The organism is Parafrankia sp. BMG5.11 (assembly GCF_004337455.1).
Genome location: NZ_SJXI01000001.1, coordinates 341,548 through 357,424 on the forward strand (window position 1 = coordinate 341,548; position 15,877 = coordinate 357,424).

13 protein-coding genes are annotated in these 15,877 nt (G+C 66.6%); 10 read left to right on the top strand and 3 right to left on the bottom strand.

What is annotated here, in order from left to right; genetic code table 11:
- Nucleotides 1-6: 6 nt before the first annotated feature.
- The 3 genes from E0504_RS01705 (at nt 7) to groL (ending at nt 3,505) form a co-directional block, all read left to right on the top strand.
- On the top strand, nt 7-1,401 hold the full coding sequence (locus E0504_RS01705) for an MATE family efflux transporter (protein ID WP_131621284.1): 1,395 nt from the start codon (nt 7-9) through the stop codon (nt 1,399-1,401).
- A gap of 116 nt (nt 1,402-1,517) precedes the next feature.
- Nucleotides 1,518-1,805: a co-chaperone GroES gene (groES, locus tag E0504_RS01710; protein ID WP_131621286.1), complete on the top strand. Its 288-nt coding sequence runs from the start codon at nt 1,518-1,520 to the stop codon at nt 1,803-1,805.
- Between the two features lie 53 nt (nt 1,806-1,858).
- Nucleotides 1,859-3,505 (top strand): chaperonin GroEL, encoded by a 1,647-nt coding sequence (gene groL / locus E0504_RS01715; protein ID WP_131621288.1) that lies wholly within the window; start codon nt 1,859-1,861, stop codon nt 3,503-3,505.
- 115 nt (nt 3,506-3,620) lie between these two features.
- On the opposite strand, the gene E0504_RS50170 is transcribed toward groL, so the two are convergent.
- A complete protein-coding gene (locus E0504_RS50170; RefSeq protein WP_165938378.1) occupies nt 3,621-3,794 on the bottom strand; it encodes a hypothetical protein in 174 nt (57 codons plus the stop codon).
- A 113-nt stretch (nt 3,795-3,907) separates the two neighbouring features.
- Here E0504_RS50170 and E0504_RS01720 point away from each other — a divergent pair, with 113 nt between their 5' ends.
- Nucleotides 3,908-4,315 (top strand): host attachment protein, encoded by a 408-nt coding sequence (locus E0504_RS01720; protein WP_131621290.1) that lies wholly within the window; start codon nt 3,908-3,910, stop codon nt 4,313-4,315.
- Nucleotides 4,316-4,591: 276 nt separating this feature from the next.
- A complete protein-coding gene (locus tag E0504_RS01725; RefSeq protein ID WP_131621292.1) occupies nt 4,592-5,596 on the top strand; it encodes a serine hydrolase in 1,005 nt (334 codons plus the stop codon).
- Nucleotides 5,597-5,773: 177 nt separating this feature from the next.
- Here E0504_RS01725 and E0504_RS01730 read toward each other — a convergent pair whose 3' ends face one another.
- Nucleotides 5,774-6,046, bottom strand: coding sequence for a hypothetical protein (locus E0504_RS01730; RefSeq protein ID WP_131621294.1), 273 nt, complete (start codon nt 6,044-6,046; stop codon nt 5,774-5,776).
- Between the two features lie 197 nt (nt 6,047-6,243).
- Between E0504_RS01730 and polA the strand changes: the two genes are divergently transcribed.
- From polA to E0504_RS01745, 3 genes are all read left to right on the top strand, one after another.
- On the top strand, nt 6,244-9,087 hold the full coding sequence (gene polA, locus E0504_RS01735; RefSeq protein WP_131621296.1) for a DNA polymerase I: 2,844 nt from the start codon (nt 6,244-6,246) through the stop codon (nt 9,085-9,087).
- Between the two features lie 32 nt (nt 9,088-9,119).
- Entirely contained in the window at nt 9,120-10,412 is a 1,293-nt protein-coding gene (locus tag E0504_RS01740) for a sensor histidine kinase (protein WP_131621298.1), read from the top strand.
- A 135-nt stretch (nt 10,413-10,547) separates the two neighbouring features.
- Entirely contained in the window at nt 10,548-11,522 is a 975-nt protein-coding gene (locus E0504_RS01745; RefSeq protein WP_207912077.1) for a mechanosensitive ion channel family protein, read from the top strand.
- Here the strand turns inward: E0504_RS01745 and E0504_RS01750 are convergent.
- Complete coding sequence (locus E0504_RS01750) at nt 11,519-13,867, bottom strand: CDC48 family AAA ATPase (protein ID WP_131621301.1); 2,349 nt, start codon at nt 13,865-13,867, stop codon at nt 11,519-11,521. The genes E0504_RS01745 and E0504_RS01750 overlap by 4 nt on opposite strands.
- Before the next feature lie 402 nt (nt 13,868-14,269).
- Between E0504_RS01750 and E0504_RS01755 the strand changes: the two genes are divergently transcribed.
- Together E0504_RS01755 and E0504_RS01760 are read left to right on the top strand one after the other, a co-directional pair.
- Complete coding sequence (locus tag E0504_RS01755; protein WP_131621303.1) at nt 14,270-14,986, top strand: CoA transferase subunit A; 717 nt, start codon at nt 14,270-14,272, stop codon at nt 14,984-14,986.
- An 11-nt stretch (nt 14,987-14,997) separates the two neighbouring features.
- Nucleotides 14,998-15,867, top strand: a complete 870-nt coding sequence (locus tag E0504_RS01760) for a hypothetical protein (RefSeq protein WP_131621305.1) — start codon at nt 14,998-15,000, stop codon at nt 15,865-15,867.
- Nucleotides 15,868-15,877 lie beyond the last annotated feature (10 nt).

Below are 15,877 nucleotides of genomic sequence, written 5' to 3' on the forward strand. Positions count from 1 at the left end.
GGCTTTATGGCGCACGCAGCCCCCTCGGCCCGAAACGGACTTTGGCGCGCCGAGCTGGCGGCTACCCTCGCGCTCGCCTGGCCGTTGGCGCTCGCCAACCTGTTGCAGATGCTGGTCCACGCGGTCGACGTGATCTTCGTCGCCCGGCTGGGAGAACGCGAACTCGCCGCCTCGGCGCTGGGCATCGCCTTGTTCGGTCTGCTGATGTGGGCGTTCTCGGGGCTGACCGGAATCGTCGCGGCGCTGATCGCGGAAGAACTTGGCCGGCGCCGGCACGCCGTGCGCGAAGTGCGCCGCTCGGTCCGCATGGCGTTGTGGCTGGCAGTGGTCGCCGGCGGCGTGGGCATGGCGATCTGCTGGTTTGGCGAAGCGCTGATGCTCGCCAGCGGACAGTCCGCCGCCTTGTCCCGGCGCGCGGGGGACTTCCTGCAGATCATCATGTGGGCGATGATCCCGATGGTGATGGCGAGCGTGCTGCGCAACTTCGTCTCCGCTCTCGGCCGGCCGATCTTCGCCACCGCGATCACTGCACTGGCGCTGGGCGCGAGCTTGCTGTTCAACTGGATGTTCGTGTTCGGCAACCTGGGCGCACCGGCGCTCGGTCTTGAGGGGTCGGCGCTTGCCAGCGTGTTCACCTCGCTGTTCGTGCTGGCGAGCTATGTCGTCGCCATCGGCGCGGACCGGCGTCTCCGCCGATACCGGATCCTCGGCAACTGGTGGCGCCCTGAGTGGACCCGGCTGCGCGAGATCGCTCGCCTGGGCACGCCGGTGATGGTGATCATCATCGCGGAGGCGGGGCTGTTCAGCGGCGCGGCCCTGCTGATGGGGCGGATCGGAGAATCGGAACTCGCCGGCCACACGGTCGCGCTCCAGATCGCGGCGCTGGCGTTCCAGGTGCCGTTCGGGATCGGCCAGGCCGCGACCATTCGGGTGGGTTACCATTTCGGCGCGGGCGATCGGGACGCGATCGGCCGGGCGGGCTGGATCGGCATCGCGGTGGCCGCTGGCTTCATGTGCCTGACCGCGGCGGCGATGCTGTTCATGCCGACTTTGCTCCTGCGCATCTACGTCGATCCTGCGGCGCCCGCGAATGCCGCCATGGTGCGGTTCGCGGTCAGCTACATGATTATGGCCGCGGCGTTCCAATTGTTCGACGGGGTGCAGGCGGTCGCGGCGGGCGCCTTGCGCGGAGTGCAGGACACGCGCGTGCCGATGGCGATCGCGATCTTCAGCTACTGGGTGCCCGGGTTCGGCGCGGCGATCTGGCTCGGCTTCTTCACCCCGCTCGAAGGGTTCGGCGTGTGGGTGGGCCTGGCGATCGGGCTGGTATTCTCGGCCGCGCTGCTGACCTGGCGATGGGCCTTGCGCGACCGGATCGGGCTGACCGCGCGCGCCGACTGACGATTTATAAGCCCCGCGCTGCTTGACGCCTCGGGATGGCGCACTAAATGCCCAGGCGCTGGCACTCTTGCATCGAGAGTGCCAAGAGCATTCACCAACCGAAAGGGCTTAGCGACATGGCATTTCGTCCGTTGCACGACCGCGTTCTTGTCCGCCGTATCGAGGCTGACAGCAAGACCGCCGGCGGCATCATCATCCCCGACAGCGCCCAGGAAAAGCCGAGCGAAGGCGAAGTCGTCTCCGTCGGCACCGGCGCGCGTAACGACCAGGGCCAGGTTCACCCGCTCGAGGTCAAGGCCGGCGACCGCGTATTGTTTGGCAAGTGGTCCGGCACCGAGGTCAAGCTCGACGGCGAAGACCTGCTGATCATGAAGGAAAGCGACATCATGGGGATCGTCGGCTGATCGCCTGACCCCCACCGCTTTTCACTTACCCAAGACTTTCAGGAGAAACACCAATGGCTGCCAAGGACGTACGCTTTTCGCGCGACGCGCGCGAACGCATTCTCGCCGGCGTCGACACCCTCGCCAATGCCGTAAAGGTCACGCTGGGCCCCAAGGGCCGCAACGTCGTGATCGACAAGAGCTTCGGCTCGCCGCGCATCACCAAGGACGGCGTCACCGTCGCCAAGGAAATCGAACTCAAGGACAAGTTCGAGAACATGGGCGCGCAGATGCTCAAGGAAGTCGCGAGCCGCACCAACGACAACGCCGGTGACGGCACCACCACCGCCACCGTGCTCGCCCAGGCGATCGTGACCGAAGGCATGAAGTCGGTTGCCGCCGGCATGAACCCGATGGACCTGAAGCGCGGCATCGACATGGCGGTCGAGAAGATCACCGAGAACCTGAAGAGCCGTTCGAAGGAAGTGTCCGGCTCGCACGAGATCGCCCAGGTCGGCATCATCTCGGCCAACGGCGACACCGAAGTCGGCAACAAGATCGCGGAAGCGATGGAAAAGGTCGGCAAGGAAGGCGTGATCACCGTCGAGGAAGCCAAGGGCCTCGAGTTCGAGCTCGATGTCGTCGAAGGCATGCAGTTCGACCGCGGCTATCTCAGCCCCTACTTCATCACCAACCCCGACAAGATGACGGTCGAGTTGGATAACCCCTACATCCTGATCCACGAGAAGAAGCTGTCGTCGCTCCAGGCGATGCTGCCGATCCTCGAGGCCGTGGTGCAGTCGGGCCGTCCGCTGCTGATCATTGCCGAGGACATCGAAGGCGAAGCGCTGGCGACCCTGGTGGTCAACAAGCTGCGCGGCGGCCTGAAGGTCGCGGCGGTCAAGGCTCCCGGCTTCGGCGATCGCCGCAAGGCGATGCTGCAGGACATCGCGATCCTGACGCAGGGCGAGATGATTTCCGAAGACCTCGGCATCAAGCTCGAGAACGTCACGGTGGGCATGCTCGGCCAGGCCAAGCGCGTGTCGATCGACAAGGACAACACCACCATCGTCGATGGCGCCGGCTCGGCCGACGACATCAAGGCGCGCGTGGGCGAAATCCGCACCCAGATCGATGCGACCAGCAGCGACTATGACCGTGAAAAGCTGCAGGAGCGGCTGGCGAAGCTCGCCGGCGGCGTGGCCGTGATCAAGGTCGGCGGCGCTTCGGAAGTCGAAGTGAAGGAGCGCAAGGATCGCGTCGACGACGCCCTCCACGCGACCCGCGCGGCGGTTGAAGAAGGCATCGTCCCCGGCGGCGGCACGGCTCTGCTGTACTCGGCCAAGGCGCTCGAAGGCCTGACCGGTGCCAACGAGGACCAGACCCGCGGCGTCGACATCGTCCGCAAGTCGCTCACCTCGCTGGTGCGCCAGATCGCTTCGAACGCGGGCCATGACGGCGCGGTCGTTTCGGGCAAGCTGATCGACGGCAACGACGAGAACATCGGCTTCAACGCGCAGACCGATACCTACGAGAACCTCGTCACCGCCGGCGTGATCGACCCGACCAAGGTCGTGCGCACCGCGCTGCAGAACGCGGCCTCGGTCGCCGGCCTCCTGATCACCACTGAAGCGGCGATCAGCGAGAAGCCCGACGACAAGCCGGCGATGGGCGGAATGCCCGGCGGCGGCATGGGCGACATGGGCGGCATGGGCTTCTAAGTCCACGCTGTCGGTCCACCCGGGTCCTGCCCGGGCGGTCCGCCTAGATAAAAAGACGGGCCGGGGGAGCGATCCCCCGGCCCGTTTCCTTTGCGCGCCCTGATCCTGACGTGATCTATGCGGTGAGAACGGTGGCTGCGACCTCGTCGATCGAACCCGTCACCAACAGGGGCTGCCCGCCGACGATGCCCACCTTGGTCTGGCCGTTCTCATCCGTTCGCAGCCAGGCGATGTTCTGCGCCACGACGAGATAGTCGCCGCCGCGCGAATTGAGCATTACGAATTTCATGATCGGTCTCCTGAGCGAAAACCCCTAGCAGGCATGCGTCAGCGGCATGTTAACGGGCACCAAGGGGCGGGCCGCCCGTTGATCCCTGCGAAGCCACAAGGAGACCCCCCGACATGAAAATTCCGCACCACGCACTCGTCGCCCTCGCCAACGGAGAGCGGCTGATCATCATGCGGAATGTCGGCCAGCCGTTCGAGCCCAAGCTCGAAAAGGTCAGCGAGCAGGACCTGTTGCTGACCAACTTCAGCGCCGGCGTGCGCCACCACGAGGCTGCGAACACGGCCGGCTCGTCGAGCAACATCGATGAACTCGCGCATGGGGCGGCGATCGCCGATTTCTTCAAAAAGGCGACGCACGATGGTGAGACCGACCCCCTGGTCATCGCCGCCGACCCCAAGACCCTCGGCGAAATCCGCTTGCAGTGCCATCAGGTGGTCAAGGACCGGATCGTTGGCGAGGTGGCCAAGGACCTGACCAATCAGCCGCTCGAGGCGATCGAACGGGCGCTCGCATTGGCGTAAACATTTATGGGTGCGCGCGGCCTGACCCGCCGCGCGCAGACGGCTACCACGCGGAGTTCCATCGTCCATTCCGGTCACGTTTGGCTGGTGCGCTTCGAGGATCATTCGAAGCTATATCTCTCTCCGGCGCAGTTTCGTTTTAATGATCTGACCCCAAGTTCCCGCCCGCGGGTGCTTTGTGTCGCGCGGCAGACACTCCTCGTCGCGCGCACGTTGTGCCTCGGCGCTGGTTCCCGTTAATCAGATGCAAAGCATGACGGGATCATATTGGGGGTCATGGCGATGAACCGTATCGGAAAATGGTGCGCCGCGCTGGCGCTGGGTTTCACGAGCTTCGGCTCCGCGCAGGCGGCTGAGGCCGACTTCGCGAACACGTTCGACGCGGTCCTGGGGACCGAGGTCCGCAAACCGCTGAGCTACGACGCGGGTGCGCGCAGTCCAATCGAGGCGATGGTCGCGCGGATCGCTGATGGTTCGAATGGCCGGATCGGCGTCTACGCGGTCGACCTGGCAAGTGGTCGGCAGGTGTCGGTGCTGGGCGACCAGCGCTTCCCGATGGCGTCCACCAGCAAGATCGCCATCGCCGCCACCTTCATGGAAGGGGTCGAGCGCGGCCGTTTCTCGCTCACCAGCGAATTTCCGTTGATGGTGCCCGTTGCCTCGGCACGGTTCTCCTCCAGCAAGGCGCCGGTGGTGCCGGGCAAGTACTACAAGGCGGTCGATCTCATCGAGATGATGATCACCCGGTCGAGCAATCCGGCGACCGATGCGCTCCTCGCGGCGGTTGGCGGACCGGCGGCGGTGAATTCCTGGGCGCAGCGCAACGGCATCGGCGAATTCAACCTCACCCGCGACATCGCCACCCTGGTGCGCGACGATGGCGAGATCGATCCGGCACGCAGCGTCGATGTCCGTGACAGCGCCACGCCCCAGGCGATGGTCAGCCTGCTCACCGGCTTGTACCAGGGCAAGTTCCTGACCGACCGCAGCCGTCAGGTGATCCTGGGCGCGATGAGCCGCTGCAAGACCGGCACCCGCCGCATTCCCGCGATGCTGCCCAGCGGCGCGCAAGTGGCGCACAAGACCGGCTCGCTCAACAATACGTCCAGCGATATCGGGATCATCAACACCCCCGATGGCCGCGCGATCGCCGTGGCGATCTACGTGACCGGTCAAGGCTCGCGCCCCGCGCGCGAGGCCAAGATCGCCAACATCGCCCGCGCGCTGTACGACGGTTACGCGACGCAGCCCGCTCGCGCGTACGCTTCGGCCAGCTACTGACGTCTCTCCGGTGTCGCGGCCGTTGTGTCCCGACGCGCTGACTCTCGCTGCCGGTGACAGCGCCGGCTGACCCTTGAAAATAGTGCAGGCGGCGCGCTCATTCTGCGTACGTCCGGCAAAGCAAAAGGGCGGCGCCTTGCGGCACCGCCCTCGTGTTTGTTTCGCGAGTGCGAAAGCTTAGTCGACCGCAGCTTCGGTGGTCGATTCGTTCTGCACTTCGGCTTCCGCAGCGGCAGCGCCAGCAGCGGCAGCGTCGGTGGCTTCGGCAGCGCCGGTCGCGACGTCCGAGGCAGCAGCGTCAACGGCTTCGCCAGCGGCTTCAGCGTTCGCCGAAGTGTCGGCCATAGCCGAATCGGCGGTCGTCGCAGCGGCGTCTTCGGTCTTTTCCGAGCAAGCCGACAGGGTGAGGGCGGCGGCGCCAGCGGCGGCGGCGAGAATGATCTTACGCATAGTTCGTTGTTCCTTTGAACAGCTCTGAATGCTCGGTGAGACACCGTGCCCCACCCAAATAGTGGCGGCTTTGTGGCAGCGCAAGCCTTTTTGCCAAATTGTTGCCGCAATTAGGGCGGGCCACCGCTGTGCCGCCGGGTTGGAAGTTCCGCAAAAGCGGCTGTCAGCCCAGGCCGCGCGCTGCTAGCAGGGCGGCGATGGCAGACAAGCAGCATCTCTATCTGGTCGATGGATCGGCCTACATCTTCCGCGCGTATCATCGCCTGCCGCCGCTGACCAACCCTGCCGGCACGCCGGTGGGGGCGGTGTACGGGTACACCACCATGCTGTGGAAGCTGGCGGAAGACCTCAACAAGGCGGATGGGCCGACGCATCTCGCGGTAATCCTCGACAAGGGGTCGACCAGTTTTCGCAACGCACTGTACGATCAGTACAAGGCCAACCGCCCGCCGCCGCCTGACGACCTGGTGCCTCAATTCCCGCTGATCCGCGACGCGACCCGCGCGTTCAGCCTGCCCTGCATCGAGGAGGACGATCTCGAGGCGGACGATCTCATCGCCTCGTACGCCCGCGAGGCGACCCGCCGGGGATGGGACGTCACCATCGTTTCCAGCGACAAGGATCTGATGCAGCTGGTCGGCAAATGTGCCGAGGGCGGGGGTTGTATCGACATGCTCGATACGATGAAGAACCAGCGGATCGACATCCCCGAGGTGGTCGAGAAGTTCGGCGTCCCGCCCGAACTGGTGGGCGACGTGCTGGCGCTGATGGGCGACAGCGTCGACAACATTCCGGGCATCTTCGGGATCGGGCCCAAGACCGCGTCGAAACTGATCCAGGATCACGGCAGCCTCACCGCCGCGCTCGACGCCGCGCCGTCCTTGAAGGCCGGCAAGCTGCGCGAGCGGCTGATCGAGGGGCGCGCGATGGCGGAACTCAGCCGCACGCTGGTGCAGCTGAAGGAGGACTGCGACCTGCCGATCCCGATCGACGACATGAAGCTCGACACGGTGCCGAAGGAGCCGCTCGCGGCTTTCCTGTCCGAACACGGCTTCACCAGCCTGCTGAAGCGGCTCGACGGCGGCAAGGGCAGCCCGGAACGCGCCACCCAGCTCAACCCGGCCAAGGCACAGAATGCCGGGGCGCCCGCCGCGCCCGACGGCAATCGCCAGCCGCTGCCCGATTATCCGCCGGTCGACCGCACCGCCTATGAATGCGTCACCAGCCTCGAACGCCTGATGCACTGGATCGAGCGCGCGTTCGCCGCGCGGCTGGTGGCGATCGATACCGAGACCAGCAGCCTCGACGCGATGACGGCGGAACTCGCGGGGATCAGCCTCGCCCTCGGCCCGAACGACGCGTGCTACATTCCGCTCGGGCACGGCGGCAGCGACATGTTTGCCGAGCGGCCGGTGCAGATCGAACGGCAGGCCGCGTACGATGCGCTGCGTCCGCTGCTGGAAAGCCCGGCGGTCCTCAAGGTCGGGCAGAACATTAAATACGACATCAACATTCTGTCGCGCTGCGCCGGGATCGATCTGGCGCCGATCGACGACACGATGATCGTCAGCTTCGCGCTCGACGCGGGTCGCAGCCTTGACGGGATCGGCGGCGGCCACGGGATGGACGAATTGTCGCAGCGCCACCTGGGTCACACGACGCTGACGTTCAAGGAAATCTGCGGGACCGGCAAGAAGTCGATCCCGTTCGGCGAAGTGCCGCTCGACAAGGCGACGCAGTACGCGGCCGAGGATGCCGACGTCACCTGGCGGCTGTGGAAGCATCTCAAGCCCCGTCTCGCCACCGAGGGCGGCGCCAGGGTCTATCACCGGGTCGATCGCCCGCTGATCCCGGTGGTCGCGCAGATGGAGCGGCACGGGATCAAGGTCGATCGCGCGCGCCTGGCGCAACTGTCCGATGAATTCGCGCGCGAGATCACCCGTATCGAGCGCGAGGTGTGGGACTGCTGCGGCGCCGAATTCACCATCGGCAGCCCGAAGCAGCTCGGCGACATCCTGTTCGACAAGCTGGGTTACAAGGGCGGGCGCAAGGGCAAGAGCGGCCAGTATTCGACCGACCAGGCGATCCTCGAAGGGCTCGCGGCGCAGGGGGCGGAAGTCGCCACCAAGGTGCTCGAATGGCGCCAGCTGACCAAGCTTAAGAACACCTACACCGATGCGTTGCAGGCGGCGATCAACCCCGCCACCGGCCGGGTGCACACCTGCTACAGCCTGGTGGGCGCGCAGACCGGGCGGCTGTCCTCGACCGATCCCAACCTGCAGAATATTCCCATCCGGACCGAGATCGGCCGCCAGATTCGCGAGGCGTTCGTCGCGGAGGAGGGGCACGTGCTGCTCGCTGCCGATTACAGCCAGATCGAGTTGCGGCTGGCCGCGCACATGGCCGATGTCCCCCCGCTGAAAGAGGCATTCTCGGGCGGCGAGGACATCCACTCGCGCACCGCGCTCGAGATGTTCGGCACGGTCGACCGCGATACGCGCGCCAAGGCGAAGACCGTCAACTTCGCCATCCTCTACGGCATCAGCCGTTGGGGGCTGGGCGGCCGGCTGGGGATCGAGGCGGACGAGGCGCAGGCGATCATCGACACCTATTTCCAGCGCTTTCCCGGCATCCAGCACTACATCCACACCACGCTGGAGAGCGTGCGGGACAAGGGGTATTCGGAAACCCTGTTCGGCCGCAAAACCTGGTTCCCGCGGATCAATTCCAAGAACCCGAATGAACGCTCGGGATCGGAACGGGCGGCGATCAACGCGCCGATCCAGGGGACCAGCGCTGACATCATCAAGCGCGCGATGGCGCGGATGATGCCCGCGCTTAAGGATGCGGGACTGGGGCACGTGCGCATGCTGCTGCAGGTCCACGACGAACTGGTGTTCGAATTGCCCAAGGGCAACGTCGAGGCGGCGCGGCCGGTCATCGAGCGGGTTATGGCGGAGGCGGCGCTGCCCGCAGTGGCGCTTGACGTGCCGTTGGGAATCGACATCGGCACCGGCACGAGCTGGGGCGCGGCGCACTAGCCCGGCCCCCGATTCGCGCTTAGTCGATCTTTATGGACGCATCGCACAGCACTGACGGGCGCGGCCCGGTCTTTCGCCGCGCGCTGGCGCGCAGCGCCAACCTGATCGCGTTCACGCTGGTCGCGGTATCGCTGCTGAGCGCGGTTGTGCTGATCTTCCAAACGGTCGAGTCCGAGCGGCGCGAACGCGCGGAGGCGCGGCAGACGAGCAATGTTCTGGCCGAACTGGCGATCATCAACCGGGCGGTGCTGAACGCGGAAACCGGCCAGCGTGGCTACCTTATCACTCTGGATCAGCGTTATCTGGGGCCGTACCACCTGGCGCGTGAGCAGTACGGGCCGGCGTTCTCGCGGCTGCGCCAGCTTGTCCGAAACGATGCCAATCCCCGGCAGGCCGAGCTGATCGACCAGGTCGAGAACCTGACGGTCTCGAAGTTCGGCGAAATGGCTGAATCGGTGGCCTTGGTGTCGAGCGGGCAGGTCCTCGAGGCGCGCAACCGGGTGCTGACCGACGAGGGGCAGGAGGTCATGGAGCGCTTGCGCATGGCGTTCCGCGAGCTGGAGCGGATCGAGCAGGAACAGCTCGCGCTCGCGACCCGTGAGACCGCCGCGGCGGAAGGGCGCGTGGTGCCCCTGCTCATCGGGCTTTCGGCGCTGCTGCTGGTCGCGCTCGCGCTTGGCTACCGGCTCGTCGCGCGGGCCGCGCGGGCCGATGCGGAAGCCGCGCAGGCGGAGCTGGTGGCGCAGGCGCGGGATCAGGCCGACCTGCTGGCGCGCGAACTCAACCACCGGGTGAAGAACCTGTTCGCGGTGATCCTGGCGATCGTCCGGATGAGCGCCAAGGACGCGCCCGAGGCCAAGCCGGTGGTCGACAGCATCGCCGATCGCATCCACGCGCTGCTCGCGGCGCATGAAGTGACGCAAGGATCGCCCGAAATGGGCGCTTCGCTCCGCGCGCTGATCGAGACGGCGGTCAAACCGTACCTGTCGTCCGAGCGCCGCGCGACGCTCGACGGCCCGGAAACCGCGCTGCCCGCGCGCCAAGTCACGCCGCTTGGCCTGGTGCTGCACGAACTCGCCACCAATGCGGTCAAGTACGGCTGCTGGTCGGAGGGCGGAGCGCTGACCGTGGAGTGGCGCCGCGTCGACGACGACCTGGAGATCGACTGGCGCGAGGAACAGCCGGGATGCGTCGCGGAGCCTGAACGCGCCGGTTTCGGCAGCCTGCTGATGACCAGCGCAGCGCGCCAGTTGCGAGGAACGATCGAGCGCCAGTTCACCCCCGGGGGCGTGCACGTGGCGATGCGCTTCCCCCTGTCGGGCTAGGCGCCCGCGGGGTTGTGTCCCCCGCCGCCGGGTCATAAGTCCCCGGCGATGTTCCGTGACCTGGATCCCTCCCGCTACAGCCTCGACTGGGCCGAAGTTCTCCACGCTACCGTCGTCCTGGGCGGCGCCCTGCTGGTGGCGGCGGTGGTGCACCGGTTGGTGTTCGCCATTCTGAGCCGGATAGCCGGCCGTACCGAAACCCCGGTCGATGGCGTGATCGTCGATCAGGTGCGCAGCCCCGCGCGCTGGGCCGCCACGGCGGTCGCGGTGTCCCTGGCCGCTCAGGCCGATGTGTGGGTGGCGAGCGTCTGGAACGTGGTCGGCAAGTTCGTAGTGCCCGCGCTGCTCGGCTGGATTGCGTACGCGGTGGTGCGGGCGCTGTCTGCCGCGTTGGAACACCGGGCGGAGATCTCGACCGATATCGCCGCCGCGCGCAGCCGCCGCACGCGGGTCGCGATCCTGTCGCGCACCGCGACGTTCGTCATCGTCTTTATCACCGTGGGGCTGGTGCTGTTCCAGCTGCCGGGCGTGCGCGAAGTGGGCGTGACCCTGCTCGCCTCCGCCGGTCTGGCGGCCCTGGCGGTCGGCGCGGCTGCGCAGCCGGCGCTGAAGTCGTTGATCGGCGGCTTGCAGATGGCCCTGACCGAACCGCTGCGCCTGGGCGATTTTGTGGTGATCGACGGGTTCTCGGGCCGGGTGGAGGAAATCCGCATGAGCTTTGTCGTGGTGCGGATGTGGGATGAGCGGGTGGCGATCGTGCCCACCGTGCGGTTCCTGGAAAACAGCTTCGAAAACTGGACCCGGATGAGCGAGCTGCTGACCGGGCCGGTGTTCCTCCACCTCGACCAGGCGGCCGAAGTCGCGCCGATCCGCGCGGAGTTCGAGCGGTTCCTGGCCAGTCAGCCCAAATGGGACAAGCGCACCGGCGCGGTCTACGTCACCGAGACGCGGCCCGGTTCGATGGAGTTACGCCTGTCGGTCAGCGCGGCCACGGTCGGAGACCTGTTCGAACTGCGCAGCGCCTTGCGCGAACACATGCTCGACTGGCTGCGGCGGGAGCAGCCAAAGGCGCTGCTCCACGCCGCCGTCGCCGCCGGCTCGGGCAGCTAGTCGCCGTCGTCCTTGCGGTCGATCGCGGCGGGCGCGTGCTTGTACTCGCGCGTCGGCGTGACCATCCCTTCGCTGATGAAGCCGATGCCGGAGCCGGTCTCCGCCGCCCGCTTCTTCAGCTCGCCGCGCAGCTTCTTGTATTCCTCCTCCATCGCCGGAGTCACGGTGGCGCGCGAATCATCCAGCGCCTTGGCGAAGTCCGCCGCAGTCACATCCTGCACATCGCCGCCCGCGCGGCGCAGCGCGTTGAGGCCGGCACGGCGGGTCACATCTTCCAGGTCCGCGCCGGTGAACCGTTCGGTATCGGCCGCGATCTTGCCGAGATCGACGTCGGCATTGAGCGGCATGTCCTTGGCATGGATGCCCAGGATGCGCTCACGCCCCGCCTTGTCGGGGGTGCCGACATAGACCAGCTCGTCGAACCGGCCGGGGCGAAGCAGGGCCGGATCGACCAGCGTCGGGCGGTTGGTCGCGCCGATCACCACCACTGACTGAAGTTCTTCAAGACCGTCCATCTCGGCCAGGATCGTGTTGACGACCCGCCCAGTGACCGCCGGCTCGCCCTGACCCGATCCGCGCGCGGGGACCAGGCTGTCGATCTCGTCGATGAAGATCACGCACGGGCTGACCGACCGGGCGCGCTGGAACAGGCGGGCGATCTGCTGCTCGCTTTCCCCGTACCATTTCGACAACAGGTCGCTGCTCTTCATCGAGATGAAGTTGGCCTCCGCCTCCTTGGCGACCGCCTTGGCCAGCAGCGTCTTGCCGGTGCCTGGAGGGCCATAGAGCAGGAACCCCTTAGCCGGGCGGATACCCAGCCGCCGGAACGCCTCAGGATTCTTGAGCGGCAGCTCGATGCCCTCTTTCAGCTTCTCGGTCGCTTCGGCCAGACCGCCGATGTCGTCCCACCCGACGTTGGGCACCTGGACCATCACCTCGCGCATCGCGCTCGGCTGCACGCGCTTCAATGCGGAGAAGAAGTCTTCGCGCGTGACCATCAGGTCTTCGAGCACCTCTGGCGGAATCTCGCGGGCATCGAGGTCGAGCCGCGGCATGATCCGGCGGACGGCTTCGATCGCCGCCTCGCGAGCGAGCGCAGCGATGTCCGCGCCAACGAACCCGTGCGTGGTGCGCGACAGCTCGTCGAGATCGACCCGGTCGCCCAGCGGCATCCCGCGGGTATGGATCGCCAGGATCTCGCGGCGGCCCTTCTCGTCAGGCACGCCGATCACGATCTCGCGGTCGAACCGGCCTGGACGGCGGAGCGCTTCATCGATCGCGTCAGGCCGGTTGGTGGCGGCGATAACCACGATGTTGGAGCGCGCCTCCAGCCCGTCCATCAGCGTCAGCAACTGCGCGACGAGGCGCTTCTCGGCTTCGCCGGCGACCTGGCTGCGCTTAGGCGCGATCGAATCGATCTCGTCGATGAAGATGATCGCAGGCGCGTTCTTGCCAGCTTCCTCGAACACCTCGCGCAGGCGCTTTTCACTCTCGCCATAGCCTGAACCCATGATCTCGGGTCCGTTGATGCTGATGAAGGTGGCGTCGCTTTCGTTGGCGACGGCCTGCGCGAGCCGGGTCTTGCCAGTTCCTGGCGGGCCGTGCAGCAGCACGCCCTTGGGCGGATCGACGCCCAGGCGGGTAAACAGTTCGGGGTAGCGCAGCGGCAGCTCGACCATCTCGCGCAGCTGCTGGATCGTGTCGCCGATCCCGCCGACATCGTCATAGTTGACCACGGCCCGGCCATCGCGCGGCTCTTCGAATTCGGAACGCAGTTCGACTTCGGTATTCTCGTCGATGCAGACGATGCCCTTCGGCGTGGTCGAGACCACGGTCAGCCGGATCTGGGTGAGCGCATAGGCCGGCGCGTTGAACATCCGGCGCACTTCGGGCGGCATGTTGTTGACCGGCTGCTGGCCAGTGGTCGCGACCACATCGCCCGCGGTCAGCGGCTTGCGGAAGAAATTGCGCTTCAGTGCCTCGGTCGGGCCTTGCAGCCGCATCTCGCGCTGCGCGGGCGCGAACACCACCCGGGTCGCCGGCCGGGCTTCTGCCCGGCGGATCATCACGTGTTCGCCCGACGCGGTCTCGGCGTTGCCGCGCTGCAGACCGTCGAGGCGGATCACCTCCAGCGTCTGGTCTTCATCGTACGCCTGCACGGCAATGGCGGCGGTGGTCCGCTTCCCGCTGATCTCCACCACATCGCCTTCGGTGATGCCGAGCGCCTGGAAGACGCTGCGCGGCATCCGGGCAATGCCCTGACCGCTTTCTTCCTGCCGCGCGGCGGCGACCTGGAGGCGGATCGTGTTATCGTCTGTCGCGCTGGGCGCGTTGTTGTCGGCCATCGGGTTGGACCCTCCTGTCGCTCTATCCCGTTCCTCCCAGAGCTAGGAAGCCGGCCATGCTTTGCCAATGAACGGCAAGACATTCGGTGCCCCAATCGGCCAACCATCACGCCAGCCGCCGACGAAAAAAAGGCCCGGAGGGATATACCCGCCGGGCCTTGGAAGTCTTGGGAGAGGATGCCTGAAAAGGCCGGGCCGATATGCGGAGGGCGCCGTTTTTGTGCAAGTGCGAAAAAGACATGGACAGTTGCGCGATACGCAACTCGATATTTAAGCTATTGTTTAGGAAGGAGAAAGGGAAAGTGTCCACGCGTTTGTGTCAGCGTTATGACGCACTGCGGTAGATGCGATCGCCTTTCGCCGCCCCGTGACAGCGGGCGGGGCAGCATCTAAAGACCGCGCATGGACAAGCTCTACCCGACCGCCGCCGCCGCTCTCGAAGGGGTTTTGCGCAACGACATGCTGATCGCCAGCGGCGGCTTTGGCCTGTGCGGGGTGCCCGACCGGCTGATCGACGCGATCCGCGACAGCGGCGTCACCGGCCTCACGTTCTGCTCGAACAACGCGGGCATCGACAACGAAGGCATCGGCAAGCTGCTGCGCACCCGGCAGGTCAGGAAGATGATCTCCAGCTACGTCGGGGAGAACAAGGAATTCGAGCGCCAGTATCTCGCCGGCGAACTGGAGGTGGAGTTCTGCCCGCAAGGTACTCTGGCCGAGCGGATGCGGGCCGGCGGCGCGGGCATTCCCGGCTTTTATACCAAGACCGGGGTCGGCACCGCAGTGGCCGAAGGTAAGGAAGTGAAATCGTTCGCGGGTCCCAATGGTCCCGAGGACTACATCCTCGAACACGGGATTTTCGCGGACCTGGCGATCGTGAAGGCGTGGAAGGCGGATGAGACGGGCAACCTCGTGTTCCGCAAGACCGCGCGCAATTTCAACCTGCCCGCGGCGACCTGCGGCAAGGTGTGCATCGTCGAAGTGGAGGAAGTGGTCCCCGCCGGCAGCCTCAATCCCGACTGCATCCACTTGCCCGGGGTCTATGTGCAGCGGATGATCGTCGGCGCGCCCTACGACAAGAAAATCGAGTTCCGCACGACGCGCGAGCGGGTCGCTTGAGCGGCTGATCCGTGCGCGCGCCGCTGTCGATCTGCCTGCTTGCCGCGTCGGCGCTGCTGATGTCAGGCTGCGTGGCGGCCGCGCTGCCGGTACTGGCGGCGGGCGGGCTGGCGGCGGGCAGGGGCGATCGCGCCGCACCTGAAGTATCCCTCGCCGCCGCTCAGCAAGTCGCGCCTGAACTGACGTCCGCTGACGCTGCCCCCGCCACCGTTGCTCCTGTTGCCAACGCGGCCGGTCTGCCGCCCCCCAGCCTTGCAGGCGCGGTCCGCGCGCAGGTCATCGATCTTGCGCGGTTCGACCCGGTCCAGCCCCGGATCGCCGCCTACGATCAGTTCGCCACTTATGTTGCCGCGCAAGGTGCCCTGCCGGAGAGCAGCAGCGAGCGGCGTTCGGCGTTGCTGGTCAGCCCCGGCACATTGAGGCCCGCGACGAAAGCCTGCGCGGCCCTGCCCGCCGCCGTGCTGATCGACCTTGACCCGGGCGAAAGCCTGCTGGACCCGTCCGGCGCGCTGCGCGGCGACCCGCTGCTGGCCGGCACGCTGGCGAGCTTGCGCGCGCAAGGCGTCGCAGTGGCGTGGACCACCGCGAACACTGCCGATCAGGCGGGCGCGGTGCGCAAGGCGCTGATCGCGGCGGGCCTCGATCCCGCGGGCCGGGATGAGTTGGTCCTCCTGCGCTATCCGCAGGAGCGCAAGCAGACCCGCCTGGCGGACTTCGCGGCGGAATTCTGCGTCGTCGCCCTGGCGGGTGACGAGCGCGCCGATTTCGACGAACTGTTCCAGTATCTCAAGAACCCCGCCGCCGCCGCGCCGCTGGAAGCGTTGATCGGCAAGGGCTGGTTCCTCATTCCCCAACCCCTGACCTCCCCCTCACCAAGCTGAAGGAATACGC

Bases quoted from the DNA above. Each gene is read 5' to 3' on its own strand.
- E0504_RS01705 (WP_131621284.1), top strand. From the start codon at position 7: ATGGCGCACGCAGCCCCCTCGGCCCGAAACGGACTTTGGCGCGCCGAG.
- groES (WP_131621286.1), top strand. From the start codon at position 1,518: ATGGCATTTCGTCCGTTGCACGACCGCGTTCTTGTCCGCCGTATCGAG.
- groL (WP_131621288.1), top strand. From the start codon at position 1,859: ATGGCTGCCAAGGACGTACGCTTTTCGCGCGACGCGCGCGAACGCATT.
- E0504_RS50170 (WP_165938378.1), bottom strand. From the start codon at position 3,794: ATGAAATTCGTAATGCTCAATTCGCGCGGCGGCGACTATCTCGTCGTG.
- E0504_RS01720 (WP_131621290.1), top strand. From the start codon at position 3,908: ATGAAAATTCCGCACCACGCACTCGTCGCCCTCGCCAACGGAGAGCGG.
- E0504_RS01725 (WP_131621292.1), top strand. From the start codon at position 4,592: ATGGCGATGAACCGTATCGGAAAATGGTGCGCCGCGCTGGCGCTGGGT.
- E0504_RS01730 (WP_131621294.1), bottom strand. From the start codon at position 6,046: ATGCGTAAGATCATTCTCGCCGCCGCCGCTGGCGCCGCCGCCCTCACC.
- polA (WP_131621296.1), top strand. From the start codon at position 6,244: ATGGCAGACAAGCAGCATCTCTATCTGGTCGATGGATCGGCCTACATC.
- E0504_RS01740 (WP_131621298.1), top strand. From the start codon at position 9,120: ATGGACGCATCGCACAGCACTGACGGGCGCGGCCCGGTCTTTCGCCGC.
- E0504_RS01750 (WP_131621301.1), bottom strand. From the start codon at position 13,867: ATGGCCGACAACAACGCGCCCAGCGCGACAGACGATAACACGATCCGC.
- E0504_RS01755 (WP_131621303.1), top strand. From the start codon at position 14,270: ATGGACAAGCTCTACCCGACCGCCGCCGCCGCTCTCGAAGGGGTTTTG.